The sequence below is a fragment of the Sphingomonas sp. genome (assembly GCF_036677245.1).
In the GTDB taxonomy this organism is placed as follows: domain Bacteria; phylum Pseudomonadota; class Alphaproteobacteria; order Sphingomonadales; family Sphingomonadaceae; genus Allosphingosinicella.
Genome location: NZ_JAKFCG010000039.1, coordinates 12,971 through 38,267, shown reverse-complemented (window position 1 = coordinate 38,267; position 25,297 = coordinate 12,971). Strand labels below are relative to the sequence as shown.

23 protein-coding genes, 2 tRNA genes and 1 other RNA gene are annotated in these 25,297 nt (G+C 64.9%); 18 read left to right on the top strand and 8 right to left on the bottom strand.

Going from position 1 to position 25,297, the window contains the following annotated elements; genetic code table 11:
• Positions 1 to 15: 15 nt before the first annotated feature.
• The 9 genes from V6M48_RS03900 (at position 16) to V6M48_RS03860 (ending at position 10,302) form a co-directional block, all read left to right on the top strand.
• On the top strand, positions 16 to 978 hold the full coding sequence (locus V6M48_RS03900) for a dihydrodipicolinate synthase family protein (protein WP_332811211.1): 963 nt from the start codon (positions 16 to 18) through the stop codon (positions 976 to 978).
• 109 nt (positions 979 to 1,087) lie between these two features.
• The gene (locus V6M48_RS03895; protein ID WP_332811210.1) at positions 1,088 to 2,140 is read left to right on the top strand and encodes a ketopantoate reductase family protein; all 1,053 of its coding nucleotides are present in this window, start codon (positions 1,088 to 1,090) and stop codon (positions 2,138 to 2,140) included.
• Positions 2,137 to 3,198 (top strand): tartrate dehydrogenase, encoded by a 1,062-nt coding sequence (locus V6M48_RS03890; RefSeq protein ID WP_332811221.1) that lies wholly within the window; start codon positions 2,137 to 2,139, stop codon positions 3,196 to 3,198. Before V6M48_RS03895 ends, V6M48_RS03890 begins: the two co-directional genes overlap by 4 nt.
• On the top strand, positions 3,195 to 4,169 hold the full coding sequence (locus tag V6M48_RS03885; protein ID WP_332811209.1) for a DMT family transporter: 975 nt from the start codon (positions 3,195 to 3,197) through the stop codon (positions 4,167 to 4,169). The genes V6M48_RS03890 and V6M48_RS03885 overlap by 4 nt, the downstream gene beginning before the upstream one ends.
• 96 nt (positions 4,170 to 4,265) lie before the next feature.
• Positions 4,266 to 5,042, top strand: a complete 777-nt coding sequence (locus tag V6M48_RS03880) for a 2-keto-4-pentenoate hydratase (protein WP_332811208.1) — start codon at positions 4,266 to 4,268, stop codon at positions 5,040 to 5,042.
• Positions 5,043 to 5,093: 51 nt separating this feature from the next.
• On the top strand, positions 5,094 to 5,888 hold the full coding sequence (locus V6M48_RS03875) for an SDR family oxidoreductase (protein ID WP_332811207.1): 795 nt from the start codon (positions 5,094 to 5,096) through the stop codon (positions 5,886 to 5,888).
• A gap of 40 nt (positions 5,889 to 5,928) precedes the next feature.
• A complete protein-coding gene (locus V6M48_RS03870; RefSeq protein ID WP_332811206.1) occupies positions 5,929 to 7,293 on the top strand; it encodes an MFS transporter in 1,365 nt (454 codons plus the stop codon).
• Positions 7,294 to 7,823: 530 nt separating this feature from the next.
• On the top strand, positions 7,824 to 10,085 hold the full coding sequence (locus V6M48_RS03865; protein ID WP_332811205.1) for a TonB-dependent receptor: 2,262 nt from the start codon (positions 7,824 to 7,826) through the stop codon (positions 10,083 to 10,085).
• Between the two features lie 132 nt (positions 10,086 to 10,217).
• Positions 10,218 to 10,302, top strand: a tRNA-Leu gene (locus tag V6M48_RS03860).
• A 61-nt stretch (positions 10,303 to 10,363) separates the two neighbouring features.
• Here the strand turns inward: V6M48_RS03860 and V6M48_RS03855 are convergent.
• Entirely contained in the window at positions 10,364 to 11,134 is a 771-nt protein-coding gene (locus tag V6M48_RS03855) for an SDR family NAD(P)-dependent oxidoreductase (RefSeq protein WP_332811204.1), read from the bottom strand.
• A 203-nt stretch (positions 11,135 to 11,337) separates the two neighbouring features.
• On the opposite strand from V6M48_RS03855, the gene V6M48_RS03850 reads away from it, so the two are divergent.
• On the top strand, positions 11,338 to 12,564 hold the full coding sequence (locus tag V6M48_RS03850; RefSeq protein ID WP_332811203.1) for an AI-2E family transporter: 1,227 nt from the start codon (positions 11,338 to 11,340) through the stop codon (positions 12,562 to 12,564).
• Positions 12,565 to 12,702: 138 nt separating this feature from the next.
• Positions 12,703 to 12,779 (top strand) — tRNA-Asp (locus tag V6M48_RS03845).
• 184 nt (positions 12,780 to 12,963) lie between these two features.
• Here V6M48_RS03845 and V6M48_RS03840 read toward each other — a convergent pair.
• Entirely contained in the window at positions 12,964 to 13,431 is a 468-nt protein-coding gene (locus V6M48_RS03840; protein ID WP_332811202.1) for a methyltransferase family protein, read from the bottom strand.
• A gap of 362 nt (positions 13,432 to 13,793) precedes the next feature.
• Between V6M48_RS03840 and V6M48_RS03835 the strand changes: the two genes are divergently transcribed.
• Entirely contained in the window at positions 13,794 to 16,070 is a 2,277-nt protein-coding gene (locus tag V6M48_RS03835; RefSeq protein ID WP_332811201.1) for a TonB-dependent receptor, read from the top strand.
• Between the two features lie 209 nt (positions 16,071 to 16,279).
• Here V6M48_RS03835 and V6M48_RS03830 read toward each other — a convergent pair whose 3' ends face one another.
• From V6M48_RS03830 to V6M48_RS03815, 5 genes are all read right to left on the bottom strand, one after another.
• Entirely contained in the window at positions 16,280 to 16,444 is a 165-nt protein-coding gene (locus V6M48_RS03830; RefSeq protein ID WP_332811200.1) for a DUF2842 domain-containing protein, read from the bottom strand.
• A 5-nt stretch (positions 16,445 to 16,449) separates the two neighbouring features.
• Positions 16,450 to 17,064, bottom strand: coding sequence for a 5-formyltetrahydrofolate cyclo-ligase (locus tag V6M48_RS03825; protein ID WP_332811199.1), 615 nt, complete (start codon positions 17,062 to 17,064; stop codon positions 16,450 to 16,452).
• Positions 17,051 to 17,206, bottom strand: a non-coding RNA gene (ssrS, locus tag V6M48_RS12865) — 6S RNA. Before ssrS ends, V6M48_RS03825 begins: the two co-directional genes overlap by 14 nt.
• A gap of 11 nt (positions 17,207 to 17,217) precedes the next feature.
• Positions 17,218 to 17,547 (bottom strand): cell division protein ZapA, encoded by a 330-nt coding sequence (locus V6M48_RS03820; protein WP_332811198.1) that lies wholly within the window; start codon positions 17,545 to 17,547, stop codon positions 17,218 to 17,220.
• 26 nt (positions 17,548 to 17,573) lie between these two features.
• Positions 17,574 to 17,783 carry a hypothetical protein gene (locus tag V6M48_RS03815; RefSeq protein ID WP_332811197.1) on the bottom strand — a complete coding sequence of 70 codons (210 nt, stop codon included), beginning with the start codon at positions 17,781 to 17,783 and terminating at the stop codon, positions 17,574 to 17,576.
• 214 nt (positions 17,784 to 17,997) lie between these two features.
• On the opposite strand from V6M48_RS03815, the gene tkt reads away from it, so the two are divergent.
• The 6 genes from tkt to thiE all read left to right on the top strand — a co-directional run bounded on the left by tkt (position 17,998) and on the right by thiE (position 24,532).
• Entirely contained in the window at positions 17,998 to 19,977 is a 1,980-nt protein-coding gene (gene tkt, locus V6M48_RS03810) for a transketolase (protein ID WP_332811196.1), read from the top strand.
• A gap of 1 nt (position 19,978) precedes the next feature.
• Positions 19,979 to 20,986: a type I glyceraldehyde-3-phosphate dehydrogenase gene (gene gap, locus V6M48_RS03805; protein ID WP_332811195.1), complete on the top strand. Its 1,008-nt coding sequence runs from the start codon at positions 19,979 to 19,981 to the stop codon at positions 20,984 to 20,986.
• A gap of 11 nt (positions 20,987 to 20,997) precedes the next feature.
• On the top strand, positions 20,998 to 22,194 hold the full coding sequence (locus tag V6M48_RS03800) for a phosphoglycerate kinase (RefSeq protein WP_332811194.1): 1,197 nt from the start codon (positions 20,998 to 21,000) through the stop codon (positions 22,192 to 22,194).
• Positions 22,195 to 22,199: 5 nt separating this feature from the next.
• Complete coding sequence (locus tag V6M48_RS03795) at positions 22,200 to 22,886, top strand: TIGR02466 family protein (protein WP_332811193.1); 687 nt, start codon at positions 22,200 to 22,202, stop codon at positions 22,884 to 22,886.
• A complete protein-coding gene (locus tag V6M48_RS03790) occupies positions 22,886 to 23,800 on the top strand; it encodes a class I fructose-bisphosphate aldolase (RefSeq protein WP_332811192.1) in 915 nt (304 codons plus the stop codon). The genes V6M48_RS03795 and V6M48_RS03790 overlap by 1 nt, the downstream gene beginning before the upstream one ends.
• A gap of 96 nt (positions 23,801 to 23,896) precedes the next feature.
• Positions 23,897 to 24,532 (top strand): thiamine phosphate synthase, encoded by a 636-nt coding sequence (gene thiE / locus V6M48_RS03785; RefSeq protein ID WP_332811220.1) that lies wholly within the window; start codon positions 23,897 to 23,899, stop codon positions 24,530 to 24,532.
• Here thiE and V6M48_RS03780 read toward each other — a convergent pair.
• Positions 24,515 to 25,279, bottom strand: a complete 765-nt coding sequence (locus tag V6M48_RS03780) for a DUF72 domain-containing protein (RefSeq protein WP_332811191.1) — start codon at positions 25,277 to 25,279, stop codon at positions 24,515 to 24,517. The two genes, thiE and V6M48_RS03780, sit on opposite strands and share 18 nt — an antisense overlap.
• Between the last annotated feature and the right edge of the window lie 18 nt (positions 25,280 to 25,297).

The following is a 25,297-nucleotide window of genomic DNA, read 5'->3' as shown; positions in this document are numbered from 1 at the left end:
GTTAGGATAGGTACGATGGAGTTTACGAGAAGCGAGGCCAAAAAATGGGCCAAAAACAAAGTCAACGGCTTCTATCTCTGCCCCACCACGCCGATGACGAACGAGATGACGTTCGACGAGGCTGGGATTCGCGAGAATATCGACGCTTATGTCGACATGGGCGTGGATGGGCTGGTGGTCGGCGGTTTCATCGCCGAATGCTGGAACGTTAAGCTCTCCGAGTGGCTGCGCTACCACGAGATCGTCGCGGACGCCGTCAAGGGCCGCATGGATCTGTGGACGATCATCCTCGACCCCAGCGTCCACCAGGCGCTGGAGAAGATGGAGCATGTCGAGAAGCTCGGCTACAACGGCGCCGAGGTGATCAACCCGGTCGTCCAGCTGCGCACCGACACCGAGGTGTTCGACTGGTTCAAATATCTCACCGATCACAGCGATCTGGCGATCTGCCTCTATCGCACGCCGGTCTCCGGCAAGGTGCTCGGCTGGGACCTGATGCAGCGGCTCGCCGAGCTCGACACGGTGATCGGTGCCAAGCAGGGCGTGATGAACCGGGCCGAGACGCTCAAGATCCGCAGCCTGATGCCGGACGACTTCATCACCTCGGATCCGTTCGAGTATTTCTTCCTCGACGATCTGCGCAACGGCGGCCAGGTCGTGTGGGGCGAATTGTCGTACATTCTGTACGGCAAGAAGCGTCACCTCGCGCGCGAATATTACAACCTTGCGCGTGAAGGCCGTTGGGAAGAAGCCTATGAAAAATCGCAGGGCCTCGCGGAGGTTCGCGAATTCTATCACGATCTCTTCATCTGGGAGATCGCGAAATCCGCAACCTACGCCGGCGCGCTCGGCAACATCAAGGCCTGGTACGAGGCGATCGGCCTGAAGGCTGGTCCGATCCTGCCGCCGGTGCCGACCGCGACCGCAGAAACGAAGGCAAAGATCAAGGCGCGCCTCCAGGAGATCGGCGTCGCCTGAAAATGATTGACGGCCCCGGCAGCGTCCGGGGCCGTCGCTTTTTGTGAGCGGGGTCGTTGACGGCCCGTGCTGATGCGTTCTTTCAAACGATAGAGGCGGGAGCCGAGACTTGGCCGACCAACTTCATTTCTGCATCCACGGGGCGGGTGGCCTGGGGACCGTGGTTGGTGCGTTCCTGGCCCGGGCCGGGCATCGCGTGACCTTGATCGCGCGCAAGCCGCACGTCGATGCGGTCAACGCCAATGGGGTCAGGCTCGAAGGCGTCCGCGCCAATTTCATCCAGAAGAACAATATCTCGGCGGTGACGATGCCGGACGAGGTCCAAGGCGAGATCGATTATTACATTCTTCTCACCAAGGCCAAGGGCACCGATCAGGCGCTGGCCGACGCCCAGGTGCTCGTCGACCGCACCAAGACGGCGGTGACCTTGCAGAACGGCATCGGCAAGGAGCCGAAGGTCCAGGCCGTCTTCGGCAAGGACAAGGTGATCGGCGGCTCGATCATGGAAGGCGCCGTGCTGGCCGAGCCCGGTTACGTGCGCAACCATATGGCGGTGCCGGTCACTGCTTATTTCGGCGAGATCGGCGGCGGCCAGAGCGATCGCACCCGCACGATCGCGCAAGCGCTCGACGCGGCCGGTCTCGGCACGCATTCGGTCGACGATATCGAGCAGGTCCTGTGGGAAAAGCTCGTCCAGGTAAGCGGCGCATCGGGGTGGAGCGCGAGCACGTTGAGCGCCATTCCCGAGCTCGATTTCTGGGCGGGGATCCAGGTCCGTGAGGGCGCCGAACATTATGTGACGATCGCCAGCGAGCTGCTCGGCATCTACCATGCGATGGGTTACCGCGCGCAGAATTTCTTCGCGCCGGTGTCGCGGCTCAAGGAAATCGAGACCGTCGGCTATCAGCAGTCGGTCGAGGATTTCATCGCGCTTGGCGAGCGCATGTCGCAGAAAGGCCATCCGGTCCGCACCTCGATGCACGACGACCTCGTCGCCGGCCGCAAGATGGAGGTCGAGGAGATGTTCGGGCCGTTGGTGCGCAAGGCGGAGGAATTGAACGTGAAGATCCCGACCTTCCTCGGCGTCTACCGGCTGCTTTCGACGCTCAACCATCATCTCCCCCGCGAGCCGCGCCGCAACGAGCAGGGAGCCGGGCACTGAGCCGCTATCGCATCGCCGTCATCGCCGGCGACGGCATCGGCCGCGAGGTGATGCCCGCGGCGCTCGACGTGCTCGAGGCGGTTGCGGCTTCGACCGGCCTGAGCTTCGATTTCCGGTCGTTCGACTGGAGCTGCGAGACCTATCACCAGACCGGCCGGATGATGCCCGAAGACGGTATGTCGCAGCTCGCCGACCATGATTCGATCCTGCTCGGCGCGGTCGGCTATCCCGGCGTGCCGGACCATATCTCGCTGTGGGGGCTGCTGCTTCCGATCCGCCGCGAGTTCGACCAGTACGTCAATCTGCGTCCGGTCCGGCTGCTGCCCGGCGTCGAATGCCCGCTCCGCGACAAAGGCCCCGGCGACATCGACTTCTGGGTGGTGCGCGAGAATTCCGAAGGCGAATATTCGCAGATCGGCGGGCGCACCGGCCTCGGCGAGAACGAGATCGTCGTCCAGCAGGCGATCTTCACCCGCCGCGGCACCGATCGCATCCTGCGCTATGCGTTCGAGCTTGCCCGCAAGCTCGGGCGGCCGCACGTCACCTCCGCGACCAAATCGAACGGCCTCTATCACTCGATGCCCTTTTGGGACGAGCGCTTTGCCGCCATGTCGGCCGAGTTTCCGGAGATCGCGGCCGACCAATATCATGTCGACATCCTTGCCGCGCGTTTCGTGATGTCGCCGGAGCGCTTCGACGTCGTCGTCGGCTCGAACCTGTTCGGCGATATTCTTTCGGATCTCGGCCCGGGCGTGACCGGCACGATCGCCGTCGCGCCATCGGCCAACCTCAACCCCGAGCGGCGCTATCCCTCGATGTTCGAGCCGGTGCACGGCTCGGCACCGGACATCGCCGGGCGCGGCATCGCCAATCCGATCGGCCAGATCTGGTCGGCGGCGATGATGCTCGACCATCTCGGCGAGGGAGAGGCGGCGGCCCGCATCATGGCGGCGATCGAAGGCGCGCTCAGCGATCCGGCGGTCGAGAAGACCCCCGATCTCGGCGGCAACGGCTCGACTTCCTCCTTCGCAAAGGCGATCGCGGGACGATTGCGATGATCGACGCGCCGGAGGGTGCGGGGGGCGACAAACTCACCATCTTCGGCTTGGCGTGGAATTCGGCGACTTTGCTGCTGTGCTCGGCATGCCTGTTCTGGGCGCTCAACCCGATCGTTGCCCGGGCGGTACGCGCGCTCATCTCTCCGGTCGCCCTGTCGTTCGGCCGCTGGGGCACCGCAGCGGTCATCGTCACGATCTTCGCCTGGCCGCACCTCAAGCGCGACTGGGGCGCGATCGTGCGCAGCTGGAGGATGCTGCTGTTGCTCTCGGTGCTTGGGATCGGGCTTTTCTCGACCCTGGTCTATTGGGGGCTGCAATATACGACCGCGGTCAACAATCTGATGATGCAGGCGGCGATGCCGTCGATGATCCTGATCACCGCGGCTTTGTTGTTCGGCGATCGCATCACCCCGGGCCAGATCGCCGGCGCGATCGTCTCGCTAGCCGGTCTGCTGACGATCATCACGCGAGGCAGCCTCGACAATCTGCTCGCGCTCGAGTTCAACCGCGGCGACGCCGCCGCGCTGGGCGGCGTTTTCCTGTACGCGGTTTATTCGGCGGTGCTGCGCAAGAAGCCGCCGATCCACCCGTTGAGCCTGCTGACCGCCTTGTTCTGGATCGGCGTCGCGATGCTGCTGCCGCTGCTCGCGATCGAGCTGGCGCACGGCGTCGTGCTGGAACCGCGGCTCGCGACGTTCGGAGCGATCCTCTACGTCGGGATCTTTCCGTCCTTGCTCGCTTATTTCTTCTTCAACCGTTCGGTCGAGCTGATCGGGGCCGCCCGCGCCGGCGCTTATATGAACCTGCCGCCGGTGTTCGGTATCGGGCTGGCGATCCCGTTGCTCGGAGAGCGGCTCGAAGCCTTCCATCTGGTCGGCGCTGCTTTGGTCGGCATCGGCATCTGGACGTCGCTGCGCAAGGCGTCGGGGCAGGCGCAGGTTCCTCCGGCGGAGGCGCTCGAGCCGCGATGAAATTGCTTCGCGCGATGACACCGCCTTGGCAGTGCGGCCTGAGCACCATTAGGGTGGCACGCCCGCGCAGTCGGGTGCGGAATTTTGGGTGAGGGTATGACCAGACAGGAGCTTATCGATCAATCTTCCGCACGTCTGTGGGAGGCCGAATGCCGCCGGACGCGGATCGAGCCTTTGTCGGACGCCAGCCCTGACCTCAACGAGGAGGAAGCCTATAAGATCGCGCAGCGCACTTTCGAGCGGCGCGGCAAGAGGCAGATCGGTTTCAAGCTCGGTTACACCAGCGCGGCGATGCGCCAGCAGATGAACATCGCCCACCCGAACTTCGGCCGTCTCGCGGAGGACCAGCTGATCCCGGAGGACAGCGGCAAGGTCGACAGCGCAAATCTGTTTCATCCGCTGGTCGAGCCGGAGATCGCATTGATCGTCGGCCGCGACCTCGGCGGCCCCGGCCATAGCCGGGCATCGGTGTTCGGCTATGTCGATGCGGCAATGGCGAGCATCGAGGTCGTCGACACGCGCTACGTCAGCTACAAGTTCAAGGCGGTCGACAATATCTCGGACAACAGCTCCAGCGCGCGTGCGGTGCTCGGCGCGCCGAAGAGCTTCAAATCGCTCGACGACCTGCGCCTGTGCGGCGCTTTGCTGCGCTCGAACGGCGAGACGATCGATCACGGCATCGGTGCCAACGCGCTTGGCGATCCTCTGCTCTCGCTCGCCTGGCTCGCGAACTTTCTCGGCGAGCGTGGCGAGCTTATCCCGGCGGGGAGCGTCATCCTCACCGGTGGCCTGACCCGGGCCTATCCGGCAGCGCCCGGGCAGACGATGGTCGCCGAATTCTCGCAACTCGGGACGATCGTGGCCGCATTCTGAAGGCCGCGGCGTCCGATCCCAATCAAACCAGAGCAGAAAAGGAAAACAGAGATGGATTTGCAGCTGAAGGGCAAGACGGTCGTCCTCACCGGCGCCAGCAAGGGCATCGGCCGTGCCGCGTTGCAGCTCTTTGCCGAGGAGGGCGCGACCGTGATCGGTTCCGCGCGCGGCATCGAGGAGATGGAGGCCGAAGCCGAGGCGCTGCGCGGCCAGGGCCATGACGTGACCGCGTTCCAATGCGACGTCACCAAGGACGAGGACGTCGACAAGCTGATCGACTTCGCCAAGACCAAGACCGGCCGCATCGACATTTTCGTCAACAACGCCGCGGGCAAGCTCCCGGCCGGCGAGTTCCTCGGCATCTCCAACGACGATTGGCTCGCCGGCTGGAACGAAAAGCTGCAATGCTACATCCGCACCTGCCGGGCGGTATTCCCGGTGATGCAGCAGCAGGGCGGCGGGCGCATCGTCAACGTGCTCGGCACCGCGGCGCGCAATCCGCGTACATCGTACATGCCGGTCGGCGTCACCAACGCGGCACTTGTCAATTTCAACAAGTCGCTCGCCGACTATGGCGCCAAGCACAATATCCTCGTCTCGGCGGTCGCGCCGTCGGGCGTGCTGACCGACCGCTGGCACCGTCTGATCCGCAAGCGGGCCGAGGGTGAAGGCAAAACGCCCGAGCAGCTTCAGACCGAGATGGACAAGACCTTCCCGCTCGGCCGTATGGCGACTCCCGAGGAATTGGCCAACATGATCGTGTTCGTCGCATCGCCGCGCGCATCATACCATTCCGGCACGGTGGTCATCGTCGATGGCGCCTCGACGTCCGGGGTGTTCAACTGATATCGGCCTGATCGAAAACGGAAAGGTGAGGGAAGCAGCTTTGGCCCAGACACATGACGTGACGACGCTGATCGACAATGCCCGCATCAGCATGCTGCAGGTGCGGGTGGTGCTGATCTGCATCGTCATCGGCATGCTCGACGGCTTCGACATCCAGGTCGTCGGCGTGATCGCGCCCACCTTGGCCGAGGCGTGGCAGGTGCCGGTCAAGGATTTCGGCCCATTGTTCGCGTCCGGGCTGGTCGGGATCGCCGTCGGGGCTTTCACCTTGGGCCCGCTTGGAGACCGTTATGGCCGCAAGCGCACGATCATGATCAGCACCTTCATCTTCGGCCTGTTCTCGCTGTTCACCGCCTTCGCGAGCAACATCCCCGAGATGATCGTCGCGCGCTTCCTCACCGGGATCGGCCTCGGCGGGGTGATGCCGAACATCATCACCCTGACCGCCGAATATGCTCCCGCCCGGGCGCGCGCGACGACCGTGACCTTGATGTTCTGCGGCCTGCCGATCGGTCTGATGCTTGGCGCGCTGTCGGGCGCCAGCCTGATCCCGATCTACGGCTGGCAGTCGGCGTTCGTCATCGGCGGCGTGCTGCCGTTGCTGATGCTGCCGCTGATCTGGAAGGCGATGCCCGAATCGATCCGCTTTCTGGTCGCGAGCGGCAAGGAGCCGGACAAGGTGCGCAAGCTCATGCGCCAGATCATACCCGGGGCGAATTTCGGCGCCCAGGACAGCTTCACCGTCGCCGAGGCCCCGCCCAAGGGTTTTCCGGTGCGCCTGCTGTTCGTGGGAGGAATGGGGCTCAACACCGCGCTGGTCTGGGTTTCATTCTTCATGAATCTCCTGGTGATGTACTTCCTGGTGAACTGGCTGCCGTTGCTGTTCGTCCAACTCAAGCTGCCGGCGAGCGTTGCCTTTCAATCGACCGCCGCCTTCAACCTCGGCGGCATGATCGGGGCGTTGCTGATCGGGCGGCTGCTCGACCGGGCGAATCCTTTCCCGATCCTGGCGGGGGCCTACGGCATTGCCGCCCTTGCGATCCCGGCGATCACCACCGCCGCGCAGTCGGGCCACCCCTTGTTGCTGATCTCCGCGGTTGCGATCGCGGGTGTCGGCGTGATGGGTGTGCAGATCGGCATGAATGCGGTGACCGCGAACATCTATCCTGTGTCGGTCCGCGCGACCGGGATCGGCTGGGCGCTCGGCGTCGGCCGCTTCGGCGCTATCATCGGTCCCCTGATCGGCGGGCTTCTGCTCGGGCTCGGGTTGACCAGCCCGCAGGTCATCCTCTCGACGATCGTCCCGATCCTCGTCGCCGCCGTCGCGCTGATCCTGCTCGGATTGCGGGGGCGGGGCGGGACCATGGCCGAGGGCAGGGGACGCCGCACCGAGGTCTCGGGCTAGAGGCGGACGCCGTCTAATTTTCTTTGTTTTCCGTGATTTCCGAGTCGTCAGGTGATTCCACCTGACTTGAAATCACTCTGGCACCTTTCAAGGAAGCAACGGGCGGCGCCGCCGCCGTGGAAGCGCTGCGCGGGCCTTGCAGCGTGGTGCGTGCGCTTTTCCGGCCGCGCGATTCGTGTCCTCCACATCACACTGATGTGCAATGCATCGCACAGCGTGATTTTTTATTGCGGGTCCAGAAGGGTGTCCCTAACGCACCCTCGTTGGTGTTTTCCACCGCGAGACCGGCCGATCCCGCACCCGATGCGGGGCGAAGGCGGCGAGCGCGGCGGGGTGTAATCAAGAGGGTGACGACGGCCAGGCAAATCAAAGCTCGTTAGCACGGCCGTTTCCACGGCCCGTCGTCCGAAGCCGCGCAGCGGCGCTCCGATCACGGCTAACCATTTCACGACATTGCAGGATTGCACACGCTGCCGGGCCTCGAAGGTCCAGCGGTGCCTGCCTGACTTTTACTTAGGGGAGGGACGAACATGAAGAAGACCCATATGCAGCAGGCGCTCGCGGCGCTGCTGGCGAGCTCGGCATTGTGCGCGGCCGGCGCCGCCCAGGCGCAGGACACGGCCGCTCAGGCTCCGGTCACCGAGACCACGGCGACCAATCCCGAGCAGCCGGTGGCCGAGCAGGCCGCCGAACAGGATCCCAACCAGCTCGAGGCGATCGTCGTCACCGCGCAGCGTCGCTCGGAGCAGCTGCAGGACGTTCCGATCTCGATCACCGCCGTCACGGCCGCGACCCTGGAACGCGCCGGCGTCGACGACACCCAGGCGCTGTCGATGGTGACGCCTGGCCTTCAGCTCACCAACGTCCGCGCAGCCGTCGTCCCGTTCCTCCGCGGCGTCGGCACCGCGAACATCACCGCCGGTGACGAAGGCGCGACCGCCATCTACGTCGACGGCATCCTCAACCCGGTCGCCGCCGCCAACGTATTCGCGCTCAACAATGTCGAGCGCGTCGAAGTGCTGCGCGGCCCGCAGGGCACCTTGTTCGGCCGCAACGCGGTCGGCGGCCTGATCAACATCATCACCAGGGATCCGTCGCCGCGCTTCAAGGGCAATGTCGAGATCGGCTACGGCAATTACGAAACCCTGTTCGGCAACGCCTATGTGACCGGCCCGCTCGCCGACAATGTCGCCGCCGATCTCGCTTTCTACGGCTATCACCAGGGCGAGGGCTGGGGCCACAACCACTTCCTCGACCGCGACCAGAATCGCAATCGCGAGTTTGCGGTCCGCTCGAAGGTCAAGATCGACCTCACCCCGGATACGACGCTTACCCTGGCGGGCGATTATGCGCTCGCCAACAGCGACATCGGCAGCACCCGCCAGCCGCTCCCCGGCTCGGTCTCGACCGGCGGCCTGCGCGCGCAGGGCGATATCTACGACAGCTATGGCGACGTGCCGCCCAAGGGCCGCAAGGAGCAATATGGCGGCAGCATCAAGCTGCAGCACGATTTCGGCGGCGTCGATTTTCAATCGAGCAGCGCCTACCGCAAATATGACGTGCTCTCGCACCTCGATTCCGACGGCACTTCGCTGAAGGTCTTCGACGTTCGCGACACCACCAAGGTCGACACGTTCCAGCAGGAATTCCTGCTCACCGGCTCGCTCGGCAAGCTCGATTTCACGACCGGCCTGTTCTACTTCTACAGCCTCGCGAAATACGACCCGATCATCCTGCGCAGCACGGTCATCCCGACGAACAATATCCAGTTCGACGACAAGATGGAGACCAACAGCTATGCGGTGTTCGGTCAGGCGACCTATCATCTGACCGACACCACCCGCATCACCGGCGGCCTGCGCTACACCTACGATACTCGCGAAGTCGAAGGCATCATCACCTCGCTGCCGGGTTTCCCGACACCTCCGGGGCCGGGCCGCGTGATCGGCAACACCGCCAATCTACCCGAGAGCCAGACCGATCGCAGCTTCGACGAGATCACCTGGCGCGGCGTGATCGACCAGGATATCGGCGAAAACGTGCTCGCCTTCGCCTCGATCAGCCGCGGCTTCAAGAGCGGCGTCTTCTCGCTGACCGCTCCGACGGCACCGGCGGTGGAGCCCGAGATCCTCGATGCTTACGAGGTCGGCTTCAAGGCGGACCTGCTCGGCAACACCCTGCGCATCAACGCCTCGGCCTTCTATTATGAATATAAGAATATTCAGATGGCCACGATCGGAGCGCAAGGCACGCCGATCCTGCTCAATGCGGCTGCGGGCGAGTTCAAGGGCGTCGACGGAGAGATCGTCTGGGTCGCGCCGGTCTCCACCGGCAACCTCCAGCTCCGTGGCAGCTTCGCCTATCTCGACGGGGAATATAGCTCCTATCCCGGCGCTCTGTTCTACGATCCGCTGCCGCAGGGCGGCAACCGCGGCTATTTCGGCGACGCGACCGGCAACGAGGCGGTCCAGGCGCCCGAATTCACCACCAGCCTGACCGTCGACTATCAGCTGCCGCTCGCGAGCGGCAGCACGCTCGGCACGAACTGGACCTGGTCGTACAATTCGGGCTTCTGGTGGGACGCGCAGAACCGGGTCGAGGAGCCCAGCTTCCACCTCGTCAATGGTGAGGTCAGCTACACCACGCCGGACGAAGCGTGGGGCGTGCGCCTGTTCGTGCGCAACCTGTTCGACGAGAAGCGCTATTTGTTCAAGAGCATCGGCGTCAACGGAGACACCGGCGCGGCCCATTCGCCGCGCACCTATGGCGTGGCCGTCAGCCGCAAGTTCTGACGAAGCGACCAGCTCCTCCCCATTCGGGGAGGGGACTCAATCTGGGCGGGCGCCGACCGGCGTCCGCCCAGTCCGTTTTTGCAATGTAGAGCGGTTGCGGCCCGCAGAGCCCTCGGCTAGACGCCGATCATTGCCCCTGTGGCGGAATTGGTAGACGCGCTCGACTCAAAATCGAGTTCTGCAAAGAGTGCCCGTTCGAGTCGGGCCAGGGGCACCATCCGCAATCAACGCAGTACTGAGCTCGCGTAGCTCGCCCCTCCGCAAACCTGGCACGCAAGTCAGGCAAGCGCGACGCCGGTGACGCTCTGCAGATAATTGACAAGGCGATCCTGGACATCCGCTCGCTCGGCAGCCGGGCTCATCGCCATCGAGCTTTGGTGGTAGAAATAGTGCCCGGACACGCGCGCTGCGGGATCTTCGCTCGCCGCCAGCCAAGCCTGGGTGAACGCCCCTTGCGCCAGGTCGTCAGGCGCGCCGGGTCCGCCCATGCGGGTCGGGACCCACCCCGGATCCACCGCATTGGCCAGCACCTCGGGCCAGCGGCGAGCGATCGCCATGGCGAGGATCAGATCGTGAAGCTTGCTGTCGCAATAGGCCTGTGAGGGGTCCCACCCTCGGCTCTCCCATTGCGCATCGTCGAGATCGGCATTGCCTCCGCTATGCATGCTCGAGCTGAGATAGACCAAACGGTTCGGCCGTTCGATCAGCGCCGTCAGCACATAAGGCGCGGCGACATTGACAGCGAAGAGATGCGCGAGCCCGTCGCTCGTCACGACCCGGTTCGGCTCGCTGTTGCCAATGCCGACATTGTGGATGACGGCGTCGAACCGTCCCAGCGCATTCACCTGATCGGCGATCTTCCTCATCTCGTCGACCGTCGCGACATCGCCGATCACCACGTCGGTGCATTGGGGAAGCGCGCTTCGGGCCGCATCGGCTTTTTCCGCATTCCTTGCGTGCAGGACGACATCGTGCCCCTGCTCGGCGAGCGTCGTGCCGGCAAGCAAGCCGAGGCCGGTCGACGACCCGGTAATGAAAATACGTGCCATGCTTTCGTCCTCCGCTCACCGCGTCGGCAGGCGACGCATTTGCCATTTGTGGTCCCTAACCCGGACGCAAGCAACTGAGCTTTCGTTGCCTTGGAAGCGTGCGACCTGTCGTGCGCCGACTTGCGGAAACCGCAACTCCACTCTGGTCACAAGCGGCAAAGACGGGCATTCTCTCGCCGCGCATTGGCGCGTGGAGATCGTCGATGAACAGAGTGCGCGAGAGCGATGCGCCCCGGCACGAGCCGGAGTTGCCGGTCGCCGCCGCGCATGTTGACGATCATCTGATCGAGGCGGAAGCGATCGCGTATCGGCGCGACCGGTTGCTTGCCGCTTTGACCCTGATCGCCGGCGCCGGCTTCGCACTGGCGCTGCCGTTCGCGCTGCGGGCAGGGGCGGAATTCTTCCTTCCGGTGACCGCCGCGCTGGTGATCTCGATCGCGCTCGTGCCGCTGCTCGAATGGTTCGAGCGCAGAGGCATGCCTTCGTCGATCGCGGCTTTGATCTGCGTGCTGCTGTTCATCGGCCTCGCCAATGTCGTCGTCGCGGCGATCGTGCTGCCCGCGACCGACTGGATCCGGCTGCTGCCGGAACGGATTGGGCGCATCCGCGAGACGCTCGCGCCATTGATCGACGTCTATGCGAGCGTCGAGCGGTTCATCGACGACGTCGTCAATGAGTTCGCCAGCGGGCCGCTGCGTCAGGCCCGCACCGTCACCGTCGAGACTCCCAATTCGATGCTCGACCTGATCGCCACCTCCGCGCCGCACGCGCTGATCCAGATGTTCTTTGCGTTGCTCGTGATCTTCTTCTTTCTCTCGCGCTGGACGCGGATGCGCAAGCAGACGATCACGACCCGGGCGAGCTTCGATGGCGCGATGACGACCGCGCGCGCGATCCAGCAGGTGGTCGACGCGACCTCGACCTATCTCGGCACGATCACGATGGTGAATGTCCTCGTGGGGCTGCTGCTCGCCTTCATCCTCTACCTGCTCGACATGCCGACGCCGCTGATGTGGGGCGGCATCGTCGCCGTCCTCAACTACATCCCCTATCTCGGCCCGATCGCCTCGATCCTGCTGCTCGCGCTCGGCGGGCTGATGGCGTTCGCCGACCCCTGGTATGCGATGCTGCCCCCGCTCACCTTCGCGGCGATCCACCTCGTCGAAGCCAATTTCCTGACTCCTTTGCTGGTCGGCCGGCGGCTGACGATCAATCCGCTGCTGATCCTGGTCGCGCTGAGCTTTTGGGCCTGGGTGTGGGGCACGACCGGAGCGCTGCTCGCGGTGCCGCTGCTGATCATCCTCAAGACGATCCTCGACGCCGCCGGCAAGCCCGACATCGCTGGTTTCCTGTTCGAGGAGGGCACGCTCACCACGCCGCTGCACGACGATGAGGAGGACGCGCGCGCGAGCCTGACCGGCGCGGGTTGAGCGCTGCGCACGCTTCGTGAGGGGATGTTCGACCGGAGGGTCGCTCAACCGCGAAAATTCGCCGTCCAGCCTCTGCGAAAATCGGGCGCCGGCTTGCTTGACAGCCCTTGGAGCCTCGCCTAGGTCCGCCCCCACCACGCGGGTGTAGCTCAGTTGGTTAGAGCGCCGGCCTGTCACGCCGGAGGTCGCGGGTTCAAGTCCCGTCACTCGCGCCATTTTCGCATTTGTCCAGCCCGGGCACACAGGTAACAGAGCGTACCTGAGCCATGGGTGACAACCTCGGGCCGAATGGCTTGTCGGGGGTTTGCGCCCTCGAAATGGCCGAAGCTTTCGGCGGTCACTTCGATGCAGCCGAACGCTTCGCCTTTACAAATTGAAGGTTGGCCTCCCGAGTACGGCTCACAGCCATCGGCGCACTCTCATCCTGAAGGCCTCATATTCGCGACCGAAGCGGCGCGTCAGATAGGTTTCCTCGCGGGGGATGACGATACGATCCATGATGGCGAACAGGGGCACGAGCATCGCCCCGGCCACCCAGCTCAGGAAGTAGAGGGCCACGCCGGCATAGACGGCGAGCATTCCGAGATACATTGGGTTGCGCGTGAAGCGATAGGGGCCGCCCCGGACGATAGCCGATGCTGCCGCCCAGGGTTCCGGCCGGGTTCCGGCTTTCCAGAACAGTCCGAGCGCCCCGCCGATCAGCGCGCAACCGACGAGGACGAGAACCAGCGACGCCATGGCGACAAGCGCACCGGGCTCCGGCCAATGCCGCAGCTTCCCCTGTAGAGCCAGGCCAGCCAGCAACGTCGCCGCAATGAGCAAAGGCGGCGGCACGAAGATGCGCGGATTGTCCTGTGCCGGGTTCATGCGGGAGCCTCCCGGAAACATTCCCTAACGGTAAGCTCGCGATGGGCAAGCTGGATGCTCGGCGCCGCAAACATGTTCGGCGCTTGGTCGACCACCAGGTGCAAAGTGTTCTACCAAATGATCAGTTAATGCCCTCGATCAAGGAAAGCATCGATTTAGGCTTAAAGTAGTGCCCAAACAGCGCGCTATTGTCGCTTTCCGACAACAGAAAACGGGCTTTTTCGGAAAAGGAGTCGCCATTGGGAAAAACGACTTGGATATGATTTAGCGACGCATTACCGCTTCCCGAAATAACCAAAGTGGAGGGGAGGCCCGTGATGAATTCTCGGCTTGCGCACGTTCTTGTTTTGCTTGCTTCAACGGTGAGCACCGCGGCTATTGCTCAAGACACCGAAGGCAGCGCACCGCCGCAAGACAATGTCGGCGCGCCCCCGCCCACCTCGGACATCAGGCAGGGTGATCTCGTGGCGCCGCCGGGCACGGCACCGGCACCGGCACCGGCGCCTTCACCGCCGCAAGCCGAAGAGCAGGTCGGCATCGAAGATATCGTCGTCACCGCGACCCGTCGCGAGGAGCGCCTTCAGGACGTCCCGGTCGCGGTCACCGCGATCACCAGCCAGACCCTGACCACCTCCGGCGTCACCGGCCTGCGTGATCTGACTGTCGTCGTGCCGGGCTTCCAGGGCGGCCGTAACGCCACCGTCAACCAGCCGACGATCCGCGGCGTCGGCTCGAGCGGCATCGGCATGGCCGACGAATCGAACGTCGCCACCTATGTCGACGGCGTCTATCAGCCCTTTTCGTTCATGAGCGCGCAGGATCTGGTCGAGATCGAGCGTGTCGAGGTGCTGCGCGGTCCGCAAGGCACCGTGTTCGGGCGCAACGCGACCGGCGGCCTGGTCAACGTCATCACGCCCGATCCGAGCTTCGACACGCGTGGCCACGCCGACGTGAAGCTCGGACGCGCCCGCAACGACACCACCACTTATGAGACCCGGGCCTATGTGACCACAGGCCTCACCGAAACGATGGCGGTCGATTTCGCGGGAATGTTCCGCGACACCGGGGATTACATCAAGGACCTGGTCCGCCCGGGTAACAAATTGGGAGGGACGAAGTCGCTCAGCCTGCGCAGCAAGCTGCTCGTCCAGCCGAGCGATGCGATTCGTTTCGTCTTCACCGCCAGCTACCAGGATCTGGAGAGCAGCCAGAACACGGTCATTCCTTATAACGCCGGCACTGGCCTTGAGAACACGGCTGGCCGCCGTTTCCCCGGTTATATTCCCGTCAACAGTCCGTGGGAGGCAGGGAACAACGAGATTCCGGTATCAAATTTCGATCGCCTGAACTTGTCGCTGCACGCTCAATTCGACCTCGGCTTTGCAAGCCTGCAATCGACCAGCAGCTACATGAAGGTCCATGCAAAACAGAACACCGATTCAGACGCGAGCAACATCTTCCTTGGGCAGATCCCGTTCGATACCGGGGGCAAGTCTTACTCACAGGAGGTGCGACTGCTGTCGACCGGGTCGGACCGCTTCAAGTGGATCCTCGGCGTCTACGGTTTCTGGCTCGAGACGGATTGGAGGAATATCCGGGTCTTCACCTCGACTGGGCCTGGCAACCCTATCAACACCCTGCGGCTGGACCCGGCGTTGACCACGGAGTCATGGGCGGGATTCGGCGAAGCGACGTTTGAGGTTGTCGAGTCATTGTTCCTGACGGGCGGCGTACGCTATTCGACGGAGGACCGCACATTCAAGCAGCGGATCAACAACAATCAGCTGGTAACCGGGACGTTTCCTGCTTCGGGCAAGGCCGAGGCGAGCTTCAACAAATGGACCTACCGGGGCGCGATCCGCTGGGAGTTCTCCGACCGCGGCAACATCTATGCAAGCTACGGAACCGGCTTCAAGAGCGGCGTGTTCAACGAACTGGGCACGCGCGGAATCGCGACCGATCCGGAAACAATCGAATCGATCGAGGGCGGCATCAAGGTCGATCCGGCACCGTGGCTGCGCACCAACCTCTCGGTTTTCCATTATGATTACAAGGACCTGCAGGTGCAGGCCCGTGCTGCGGACGGCGTGACCTACGTCCTGCAGAATGCGGCGACCGCCGAACTTTACGGCGGCGAGCTCGAGGTGACCGCAGAGCCGGTGCCCGACTTCAACGTACGCGCAGCCTTCACCTATCTGCACAGCGAATATTCCAACTTTCCGAGAGCGCAGACCTTCCGTCCGGCGACCAATGCTGCGGGCGTTGAAATCGGCGGCAATGTGACGGAGGAATTCGACGTCACCGGCAATCAGATGATCCGCGCACCGAAATATACGATCAGCGGTGGGATCAACTGGTCGACGGACCTCGCTGGCGGCCGCTTCCAGGCGATCGGCAACATCTACTGGAGCAGCAGGGTCTATTACGACTTCCGCAACCTGTTTTCCCAGGATCCGTACACGACGATCAGCGGCGAGCTGGCCTGGACGACGCCCGACGAGGCATGGCGTTTCTCGCTGTGGGGCAGGAACCTCACCAACGAAGACATATTGCAGAATCTGCGGCCCGGCGGGCTTGGCACCGACGCAATCTATGACCGCCCCCGCGAAGTCGGCGTCGGCGCTTCGTTCCGCTTCTAGAGCATCGTGCGCAAAAGTGGGAACCGGTTTTGCGCAGAAAACGATGCGGTAACAAACGATTAGAGCGGTATGCGTGATCCAGATATCGCGCATTCCGCTCTAGTTAGACTGGAGCCATCGTGCCTGCGCTTCGGCGCGGTACGATGGCCTCCCGCTGATCCTGCCGGAGAGAGTGGCCCGAGATCCCTCGCGCGCAGTTTCGCGTGCGGTCAGCCGCGCCAGCGGCCGGTTTCCATCCAGCGTAGCAGCGGCTTGAGCGGCATGATCCAGACGATCCCCGCGATCGTGTAGAACAGCGCCTGCAGCGGCCAAGCGATGTCGCCGACAAGGCCGGCGACAGTCGCGACGATCACCGCCCAGACCAGGATCAGCAACAGGATCAGGCCGACGCCGGCCGGTTTCCGCCAGCTTGGCTGGGGCGGCAGACTATCCATTCGGCAGGGGTGGCGATGGCATCGAGCGGAACATCCCAAAGATCGGCGGGCAGGGGCTCATCGGCGATTTGCGGCTCCCAGGCAATGCCGACGGCGAACACCGGCCCGCTTTCGCGCAGATGGCCCAGCGCGCGGTCGTAATGGCCCTGGCCGTGGCCGATCCGCGTGCCCGCCCGGTCGGCCAGCACGAGCGGCACCAGCACCAGGTCAGGCGCGACCGCGTCGGCATCGCTCGACGGCTGCATCAGGCCCCAGGGTCCGGCCTGGCGGGCCGGCGTCGTGCGGAACATCATCCTGGCGTCGCGATCGGCGAACCAGGGCAGGGCCGAAATCTGGCGATCGTTCAGCGCCTCGAGGATCTTATCGGGGCTGATCTCGTCGCGCATCGGATGATAGCCGGCGACGATCCTGGCCCCTGCCAGATGCGGCAGCACGATCTCGGCAAGCTTGGCCTCGAGCGCCTGGCGCAGCGGTGCGCCCAGCGACCGCGCATAGGCGCGCCGCGCTTCGAGCGCCTCGAGCCGCAGCCGGGATTTGAGGGAAAGTGACGGGACCGCCATAGCCGTTTGCCGGAATATCCTCTGACGCCAGTACGTCAGGTGGGGACCATGTGAATCGGGCCAGGGCCCGGTCAGGGACAGCCCCCGAGGATGTCTTATCGCCTCAGGGATTTTCGCTAAAGCTCGTACGAGGCAGTACCCGTCTCTTCCTATCTAGGCGTTCGAGGCGCGGGTCTCAAGCGTTTCCGCCAGTTTCTCAATCCGTTCGGCGAGCCGTTCGAGCGCTTCGGCGACCGCCGGGTCGGGCTCGGCGAACGATTCGGGCGCGGGGGCCTTGCCGGCGCGGATCTCCTTGAGCTCGTCGGCGAGCAGCAGCGACGCGAACAGCAATTGGCGGGATTCGCCAAGGCTGCCGAGCGCGGTTTCCGCCTCGCGTGCCTTGCGATGGACGATCGCGGCGACCGAGCGGAGATGCTCCTCCTCGCCGTCGCGGCAGGCGATCGCATATTTGCGCGCGGCGATTTCGAGCTCGACACTAGCCATTTATAGCTCCTCCGTCGCGGGGGCCATCAACGTTCCTCGGTCGCGAGGAGGCGATCGATCTGGGAGATCGCCCCTTCCACCTTCCCACGCAGCGCCTGATGCACTTCGCGAAGCTCGCGAAGCTCGCGAAGGTCGCTGTCGTCGCGCGTTGCGGGAACTTTTGCGGCGGCGGCTTCGATGCGCGCCAAAGCCCGCTCGATACGCTCGACTGCAGCCAGGGCGCGTTCGTCTTTCATGACGTCAGGGAATAGCATGCCCGCGGCGCGCGGCAAGCGCTTCACATCGCAGCAGCGGGACGGTTGGCCGCCGCCCGCCCGCTGGAGGTGGGGAGGGGCTTCATGGCCGCGCCACGGTTGACGCCTGCGCCGCGCTCTTTCAAGGAGCGCGCTGCAGAAGCAGCGCGAATCTGCGACCCCGGCGCTTGCCCGGAATCCATCAGAGGAAGCCCAGATGTCCGTCGAACCCAGATTGCTGGCCAACGCGATCCGAGCGCTTGCGATGGACGCGGTGCAGGCGGCTAACAGCGGTCATCCGGGCATGCCGATGGGCATGGCCGACGTCGCGACAATCCTGTTCACCGAATATATGAAGCATGATCCGGCCGATCCGCGCTGGCCGGACCGCGATCGTTTCGTGCTGTCCGCGGGCCATGGCTCGATGCTGATCTACGCCTTGCTCCATCTCACCGGCTACGAACGGCCGACGATCGACGACATCCGCAACTTCCGTCAGCTCGGCAGCCCCTGCGCCGGCCATCCCGAGAATTTCATGCTGGAGGGCATCGAGACGACCACCGGCCCGCTCGGTCAGGGCTTCGCGATGGCGGTCGGCATGGCGATCGCCGAGCGCCATCTCAACGCGGTGTTCGGCAGCGATCTGGTCGATCATCATTGCTGGGTGATCGCCGGCGACGGCTGCCTGATGGAAGGCATCAATCACGAAGCGGTCGGCCTCGCCGGCCATTTGCAGCTCGGCCGGCTCAACGTCCTGTGGGACGACAACAAGATCACGATCGACGGCGCGACCGACCTGTCGACGTCGGAGGACATCCTCGGTCGCTACCAGGCAAGCGGCTGGCATACGATTTCGTGCGACGGGCACGATTTCGCCGACATCCGCCGCGCGCTCGACGAGGCCACGGCCGATCCGCGACCCTCGCTGATCGCCTGCCGCACGATCATCGGCTACGGCGCACCGAACAAGCAGGGCTCGTCGGCAACTCACGGCTCGGCGCTGGGGCCCGACGAGGTGGCCGCCGCGCGCGTCCATCTCGGCTGGGACAGCGCACCCTTCGAGCTGCCGGCGCCGGTGCTCGACAGCTGGCGCACCGCAGGGCGCCGCAGCGCGAACGAGCATCAAGCATGGCAGCAGCGGCTCGCTGCGCATCCGCAGCGCGGCGAATTCGTCCGTCGCATGGAAGGCCGGCTTCCCGATGGGTTCGCCCAGGACGGGTATCTGGATCAGCTCGCCGCCAGCCCGCAGAATGTCGCCAGCCGCAAGGCTTCGGAGCTGGCGCTCGAGGCGCTCACGGCAGCGATCCCGGAGATGATCGGCGGCTCGGCCGACCTCACCGGGTCGAACAACACCAAGACCAAGTCGCTCGCGCCGCTCACCCGCGACAATTACGCGGGCCGTTACATCTATTACGGCATCCGCGAATTCGGCATGGCGGCGGCGATGAACGGCATGGCGCTGCACGGCGGCGTCATTCCGTTCGGCGGCACCTTCCTCGTCTTCTCCGATTATTGCCGGCCGGCAATCCGCCTCTCGGCGCTGCAGAGCGCGCGTGTCGTCTACGTGATGACCCACGATTCGATCGGCCTCGGCGAGGATGGGCCGACGCACCAGCCGGTCGAGCATGTCATGAGCCTGCGGCTGATCCCGAACCTCGCCGTCTACCGTCCCGCCGATGCGGTCGAGACGGCGGAATGCTGGGCGCTCGCGCTCGGGCGCCAGGACGGGCCGTCGCTGCTCGCGCTCAGCCGCCAGAATCTGCCGCAGCTCCGCACCGAGCGGACCGACAATCTCAGCGCGCGCGGCGCCTATCGCCTGCGCTCCGCGACGGCATCGCGCCGGGTGGTGCTGCTCGCGACCGGCTCGGAGGTCGAGCTCGCGCTTGCCGCCGCCGAGCAGCTCGAACAGGGCGGGATCGGCGCGGACGTCGTCTCGATGCCCTGCTGGTCGCTGTTCGATGCGCAGGACCAGGCTTATCGCGAAAGTCTCTTGCCGGGAGGGGCGCTGTGCGTTTCGATCGAGGCGGGGACGACCCTGGGCTGGGAACGCTATACCGGACTTGGCGGCCTTCGTATCGGCCTGGACCGCTTCGGCGCGTCGGCGCCCGCCGAGGATCTTTTCAAGCGCTTCGGCTTCACCGCCGAAGCGGTCGTTCCGCAGATCAAGTCTGCGCTAAACAGCATGGGAGATCAATGACATGGCAACCAGAGTTGCGATCAATGGATTCGGCCGGATCGGCCGCCTCGTGGCGCGCGCCATCCTCGAAAATCCTGACGCCGGCCTGGAGCTGGTGGCGATCAACGATCTCGCCGACACCAAGTCGAACGCCTTGCTGTTCAAGCGCGATTCGGTCCACGGCACCTATCGCGGCGAGGTCTCGGCCGACGGCAACGACCTGATCGTCGACGGCAAGCGCATCCACGTCACCGCCGAGCGCGACCCGGGCAAGCTGCCGCACGGCGCCAACGGCGTCGACATCGCTCTCGAATGCACCGGCTTTTTCACCGATCGCGACAAGGCTGCGGCGCATCTCTCGGCCGGCGCCAAGAAGGTCCTGATCTCGGCCCCGGCCAAGGGCGTCGATCTCACCGTCGTCTACGGCGTCAACCACGACAAGCTGGAGGCCGGCCACACGATCGTCTCCAACGCCTCGTGCACGACCAATTGCCTCGCGCCGATCGCCAAGGTGATGAACGACGTGATCGGCATCGAGCGGGGCTTGATGACGACCATCCACAGCTACACCAATGATCAGAAGATCCTCGACCAGATCCACAGCGACCTGCGCCGTGCGCGTGCGGCGGCGATGTCGATGATCCCGACCACCACCGGTGCGGCGCGCGCGGTCGGCGAAGTGCTGCCCGAGCTCAAGGGCAAGCTCGACGGCTCCGCGATCCGCGTCCCGACGCCCAACGTCAGCCTGGTCGATCTCACCTTCACGCCGAAGCGCGACACCAGTCTCGAAGAGGTCAACGGCGCGCTCAAGGCAGCCGCCGAGAGCGGGCCGCTCAAGGGCATCCTCGCCTATACCGACGAGCCTCTGGTCTCGATCGACTTCAACCATAATCCGGCGAGCTCGACGGTCGACAGCCTCGAGACCGCGGTGCTCGAGGGCAAGCTCGTCCGTGTCGTCTCCTGGTACGACAATGAATGGGGCTTCTCGAACCGAATGGTCGACACCGCCGCAGCGATGGCTGCGCTTTAGGGGAGCGAGCGGTGGCGCGATTCCTGACGCTGGACGACCTGGGTGAAGTAAAAGGCAAGCGCGCCCTGGTGCGCGTCGACCTCAACGTTCCGATGGCCGACGGCGCGGTCACCGACGACACGCGGCTGCGCGCCACGCTCGCGACGGTGACCGAGCTCTCCGATCGGGGCGCGATCGTGCTTTTGCTGTCTCATTTCGGCCGGCCCAAGGGCATCCAGCGGCCGGACATGTCGCTGTCGCTAGTGACGCGGGCTTATGGCGGGGTGCTGGGAAGGCCGGTGAGGTTCATCGAGGACTGCCAGGGTCCCGGCGCGGCGGAGGCGATCGCAACAATGGAGCCGGGCGCGATCGGCATCCTCGAGAACACCCGCTTCCACCCCGGCGAGGAAAAGAACGATCCCGCGCTGGCCGCGGCGATGGCCGAGCTCGGCGATTTCTACGTCAACGATGCTTTCTCCGCCGCGCACCGCGCGCACGCCTCGACCGAGGGCATCGCCCATCTGCTGCCGGCCTATGCCGGCCGCGCGATGGAAGCCGAATTGAAGGCGCTCGAGCGCGCACTCGGCGAGCCCGAGCGTCCGGTGGCGGCGGTGGTCGGCGGCGCCAAGGTGTCGAGCAAGCTTGACGTCTTGACGAACCTGGTGACCAAGGTGGATCATCTGATCATCGGGGGCGGTATGGCCAACACCTTTCTGGCAGCGCGCGGCATCGACGTCGGCAAGTCGCTTTGCGAGCATGATCTGGGCGCGGTCGCGCTTGGCATCCTCGACGCCGCCGAACGCGCCAATTGCACCGTGCACCTTCCTTATGACGTCGTCGTCGCGAAGGAATTCGCCGCCAATCCGCCGACCCGCATCGCCAATGTCCACGAAGTCGCGTCCGACGAGATGATCCTCGACGTCGGCCCGGCCGCGACCGAAGCGCTCGCCGATGTGCTCAAGACCTGCCGGACCCTGGTCTGGAATGGCCCGCTCGGCGCATTCGAGACTTCGCCGTTCGACGTCGCGACGGTCGCCCTCGCGCGCACCGCCGCTGCGCTCACCCAAAGCGGGTCGCTGATCTCGGTGGCAGGCGGCGGGGATACGGTCGCGGCGCTCAACCATGCCGGTGTCGCCGGGGATTTCACGTTCGTTTCGACCGCAGGCGGCGCGTTCCTCGAATGGATGGAAGGCAAGGAGCTGCCCGGCGTCCAGGCGCTGGTCAGGTAAGCGCGGTGGCCGGCACCAGCCGCGTTCAGCATATCTTCTCGACGCCTTTGCTCGTCGAGCAGATCGACGATCCGCAGTTCAACCTCGCGCTCGAGGAGGCGATCCTCGCCCGGCACAGCGAACATCCGGGCGTGCAGCGATCGAACGTCGGCGGCTGGCATTCGGACCTGCAGTTCCTGGATTGGGGCGGCGCGGCCGCCCGCCGCCTGTTCGAGCATGTCATCGCGCTCGCGAACAAGAACACGGTTCATAAAGGCGGCGGCGAGGTCGTGACCGAATGGCGCGCCGAGGGTTGGGCGAACGTCAGCCAGAACGGCGCAACCAACCTGATCCACGTCCATGGCGGCTGCTATTGGTCCGCGGTTTATTATGTCCGCATCGACGAGGGCAAGGGCGGCCAGCTGGTGTTCTACGATCCGCGCATGCCGACATTGGCGATGCATGCGCCGCACCTGCGGTTTCGCAACGGCCAGGGCGAGCGCGAGGTCCGGGTCAAGCCCGCGGCGGGACTTCTGATTCTCTTCCCCTCGTGGCTCCAGCATGCGGTCGATGCCTGGTATGGCGAAGGCTTCAGGATTTCGATCGCGATCAATCTCACCGCCACCCGGGTCGCCGTTCCGCAGGGCTCGTTGCTGCCTGCCAAACGAGGGGCTAAAGGCGCGGCGACCGCCCACGCAGCAAAGGATCAATGATGACGATCACACCGGCCGTGAAAGCAATCCTGGCCAATTATGAAAGCGACAACCCGGGCACCAAGGCGAACCTCGCGCGCATCCTGATGCAGGGGCGGCTCGGCGGCACCGGCAAGATGATCATCCTGCCGGTCGATCAGGGCTTCGAGCATGGCCCCGCGCGCAGCTTCAGCGTCAATCCGGACGCTTATGATCCTCATTACCACTACCAACTCGCGATCGACGCCGGCCTCAACGCCTATGCCGCGCCGCTCGGCATGATCGAGGCGGGCGCCGACACGTTCGCCGGCCAGATCCCGACGATCCTCAAGGTCAACAGCGCCAACAGCTGGGCCAGCGCCAAGGACCAGGCGGTGACCGGCGGGGTCGAAGATGCGCTTCGCCTCGGCTGCGCCGCGATCGGCTTCACCATCTATCCCGGATCCGAGCATTTCTTCGAGCTGGTCGAGGAGATCCGCGAGCTGTCGCTCGAGGCGAAATCGGTCGGCATCGCCACCGTCGTCTGGTCCTATCCGCGCGGCGGCGATCTCTCCAAGGAAGGCGAGCTGGCGCTCGATGTCGGTGCTTATGCGGCGCACATGGCGGCGCTGGTCGGCGCGCACATCATCAAGGTCAAGCTGCCGAGCAATCATATCGAGCAGAAGGACGCGCAAAAGGCCTATGAGGGCAATGACTGGTCGGCGCAGGCCGACCGCGTCCGCCATGTCGTCAAAAGCTGCTTCAACGGCCGCCGCATCGTCGTCTTTTCGGGCGGCGCGGCCAAGGGCGCCGATGCGGTCTACCAGGACGCGCGCGACATTCGCGACGGCGGCGGCAACGGCTCGATCATTGGCCGCAACACCTTCCAGCGTCCGCGCGACGAGGCGCTGGCGATGCTTGGCCGGCTGGTGCGCATCTACAAGGGCGAGGAATAAGTGACCGCTCTCCCCGATGGCGGAGCCGGGGAGGGGGGCACTCATGGTGATGAAGACGTCGATGAGGCTGTCGGCCTCGCTCCGGATTTTGCCGAGATGTTCGCACGGCCGGAGCGGCCGCCTTGCCAGCTTTATCTGGTCTCGCCTGCGAGCATCGGCGAGGATTTCGCCGATCGGCTGGACGAGGCGCTCGGCGGCGGGCCCGTCGCCGCGTTCCAGCTGCGGCTGAAGGGGCTCGGCGACGAGGAGATCCTCGCCGCGGCCGAGCGGCTGATCCCGGTCTGCGCGGCGCACGAGGTCGCGTTCATCCTCAACGATCGGATGGACCTCGCCAAGGCGTGCGGCGCCGACGGCGTTCACCTCGGCCAGGGGGACGGCGATCCGCGCGAGGCGCGCGCGCTGCTCGGCCCGGCGGCACAGATCGGCGTCACCTGCCATGATAGCCGGCACCTTGCGATGGAAGCGGGCGAGGCCGGCGCCGATTATGTCGCGTTCGGCGCCTTCTTCCCAAGCGCGACCAAGCCGGCGGTGCATCGTCCGGACCCTTCGATCCTCGGCTGGTGGTCGGCGCTGTTCGAAATTCCTTGCGTCGCGATCGGCGGGATCACGCCGGACAATGCGCCGCCTTTGATCGAGGCCGGGGCAGACTTCCTCGCCGTCTGCGGCTCGGTCTGGGAACATCCCGAGGGTCCGCGCGCGGCGGTCGCCGCCTTTTCAGATGTGCTCGGCTAAGCGGGTCCCGCCTGTCGCCTGCGCGACCATCGCCCGCAAGGTCAGGGCATCCTGGATTGCGTGCGCATGGATGTCGTTGTTGAAATAGGCCCAGACCGCGCGCCCGGAGCGTGACTGGGCGACGATCCAGTCGGTCCAGCTCAGCAGCCTCTCGTCCGAATAGCGGCCCCAATATTTTCCCTCCCCACCGTGAAATCGGACATAGGCGACCGGCCCGATCGCCCAGCGCGGCGATGTCGAGCCCGGCATGTCGTGCGCGCAAAACGACGCGCCATGGGCCTCGAGCAGCGCCAGCATCTCGTCCTTCAGCCAGCTCGTTTCGCGGAATTCGAAGACGTGCGTGAGGTCGCGCGGGAGCAAAGCCAGGAATTCAGCGAGCCGCTCGAGGTTGATGCGGAAGCGCGGCGGCAGTTGATAGAGGATCGGCCCAAGCGTGGGCCCGAGCTGCCGCACCGGCCCGAGCATCCGCTCGAGCGGCTCGGCGCAGTCCTTCAGCTTCTTCGCCTGCGTCAGGAAGCGGTTCGCCTTGACCGCGTAGCAGAAGCCGGGCGGCGCCTGGTCGCGCCATTTGGCGAACGTCTCGGCGGTCGGCAGGCGATAGAAGCTGTTGTTGATCTCGACCGTGTCGAACGTCGCCGCGTAGAATTCGAACCAGCGCCTGGCGGCGAGCTTGTCGGGATAGAAAGCGCCGCGCCAGTGGCGGTAATTCCAGCCCGAGCAGCCGATGTGGATCCTGCCTGTCGCCATCATGCCCAAGGCCAAGCG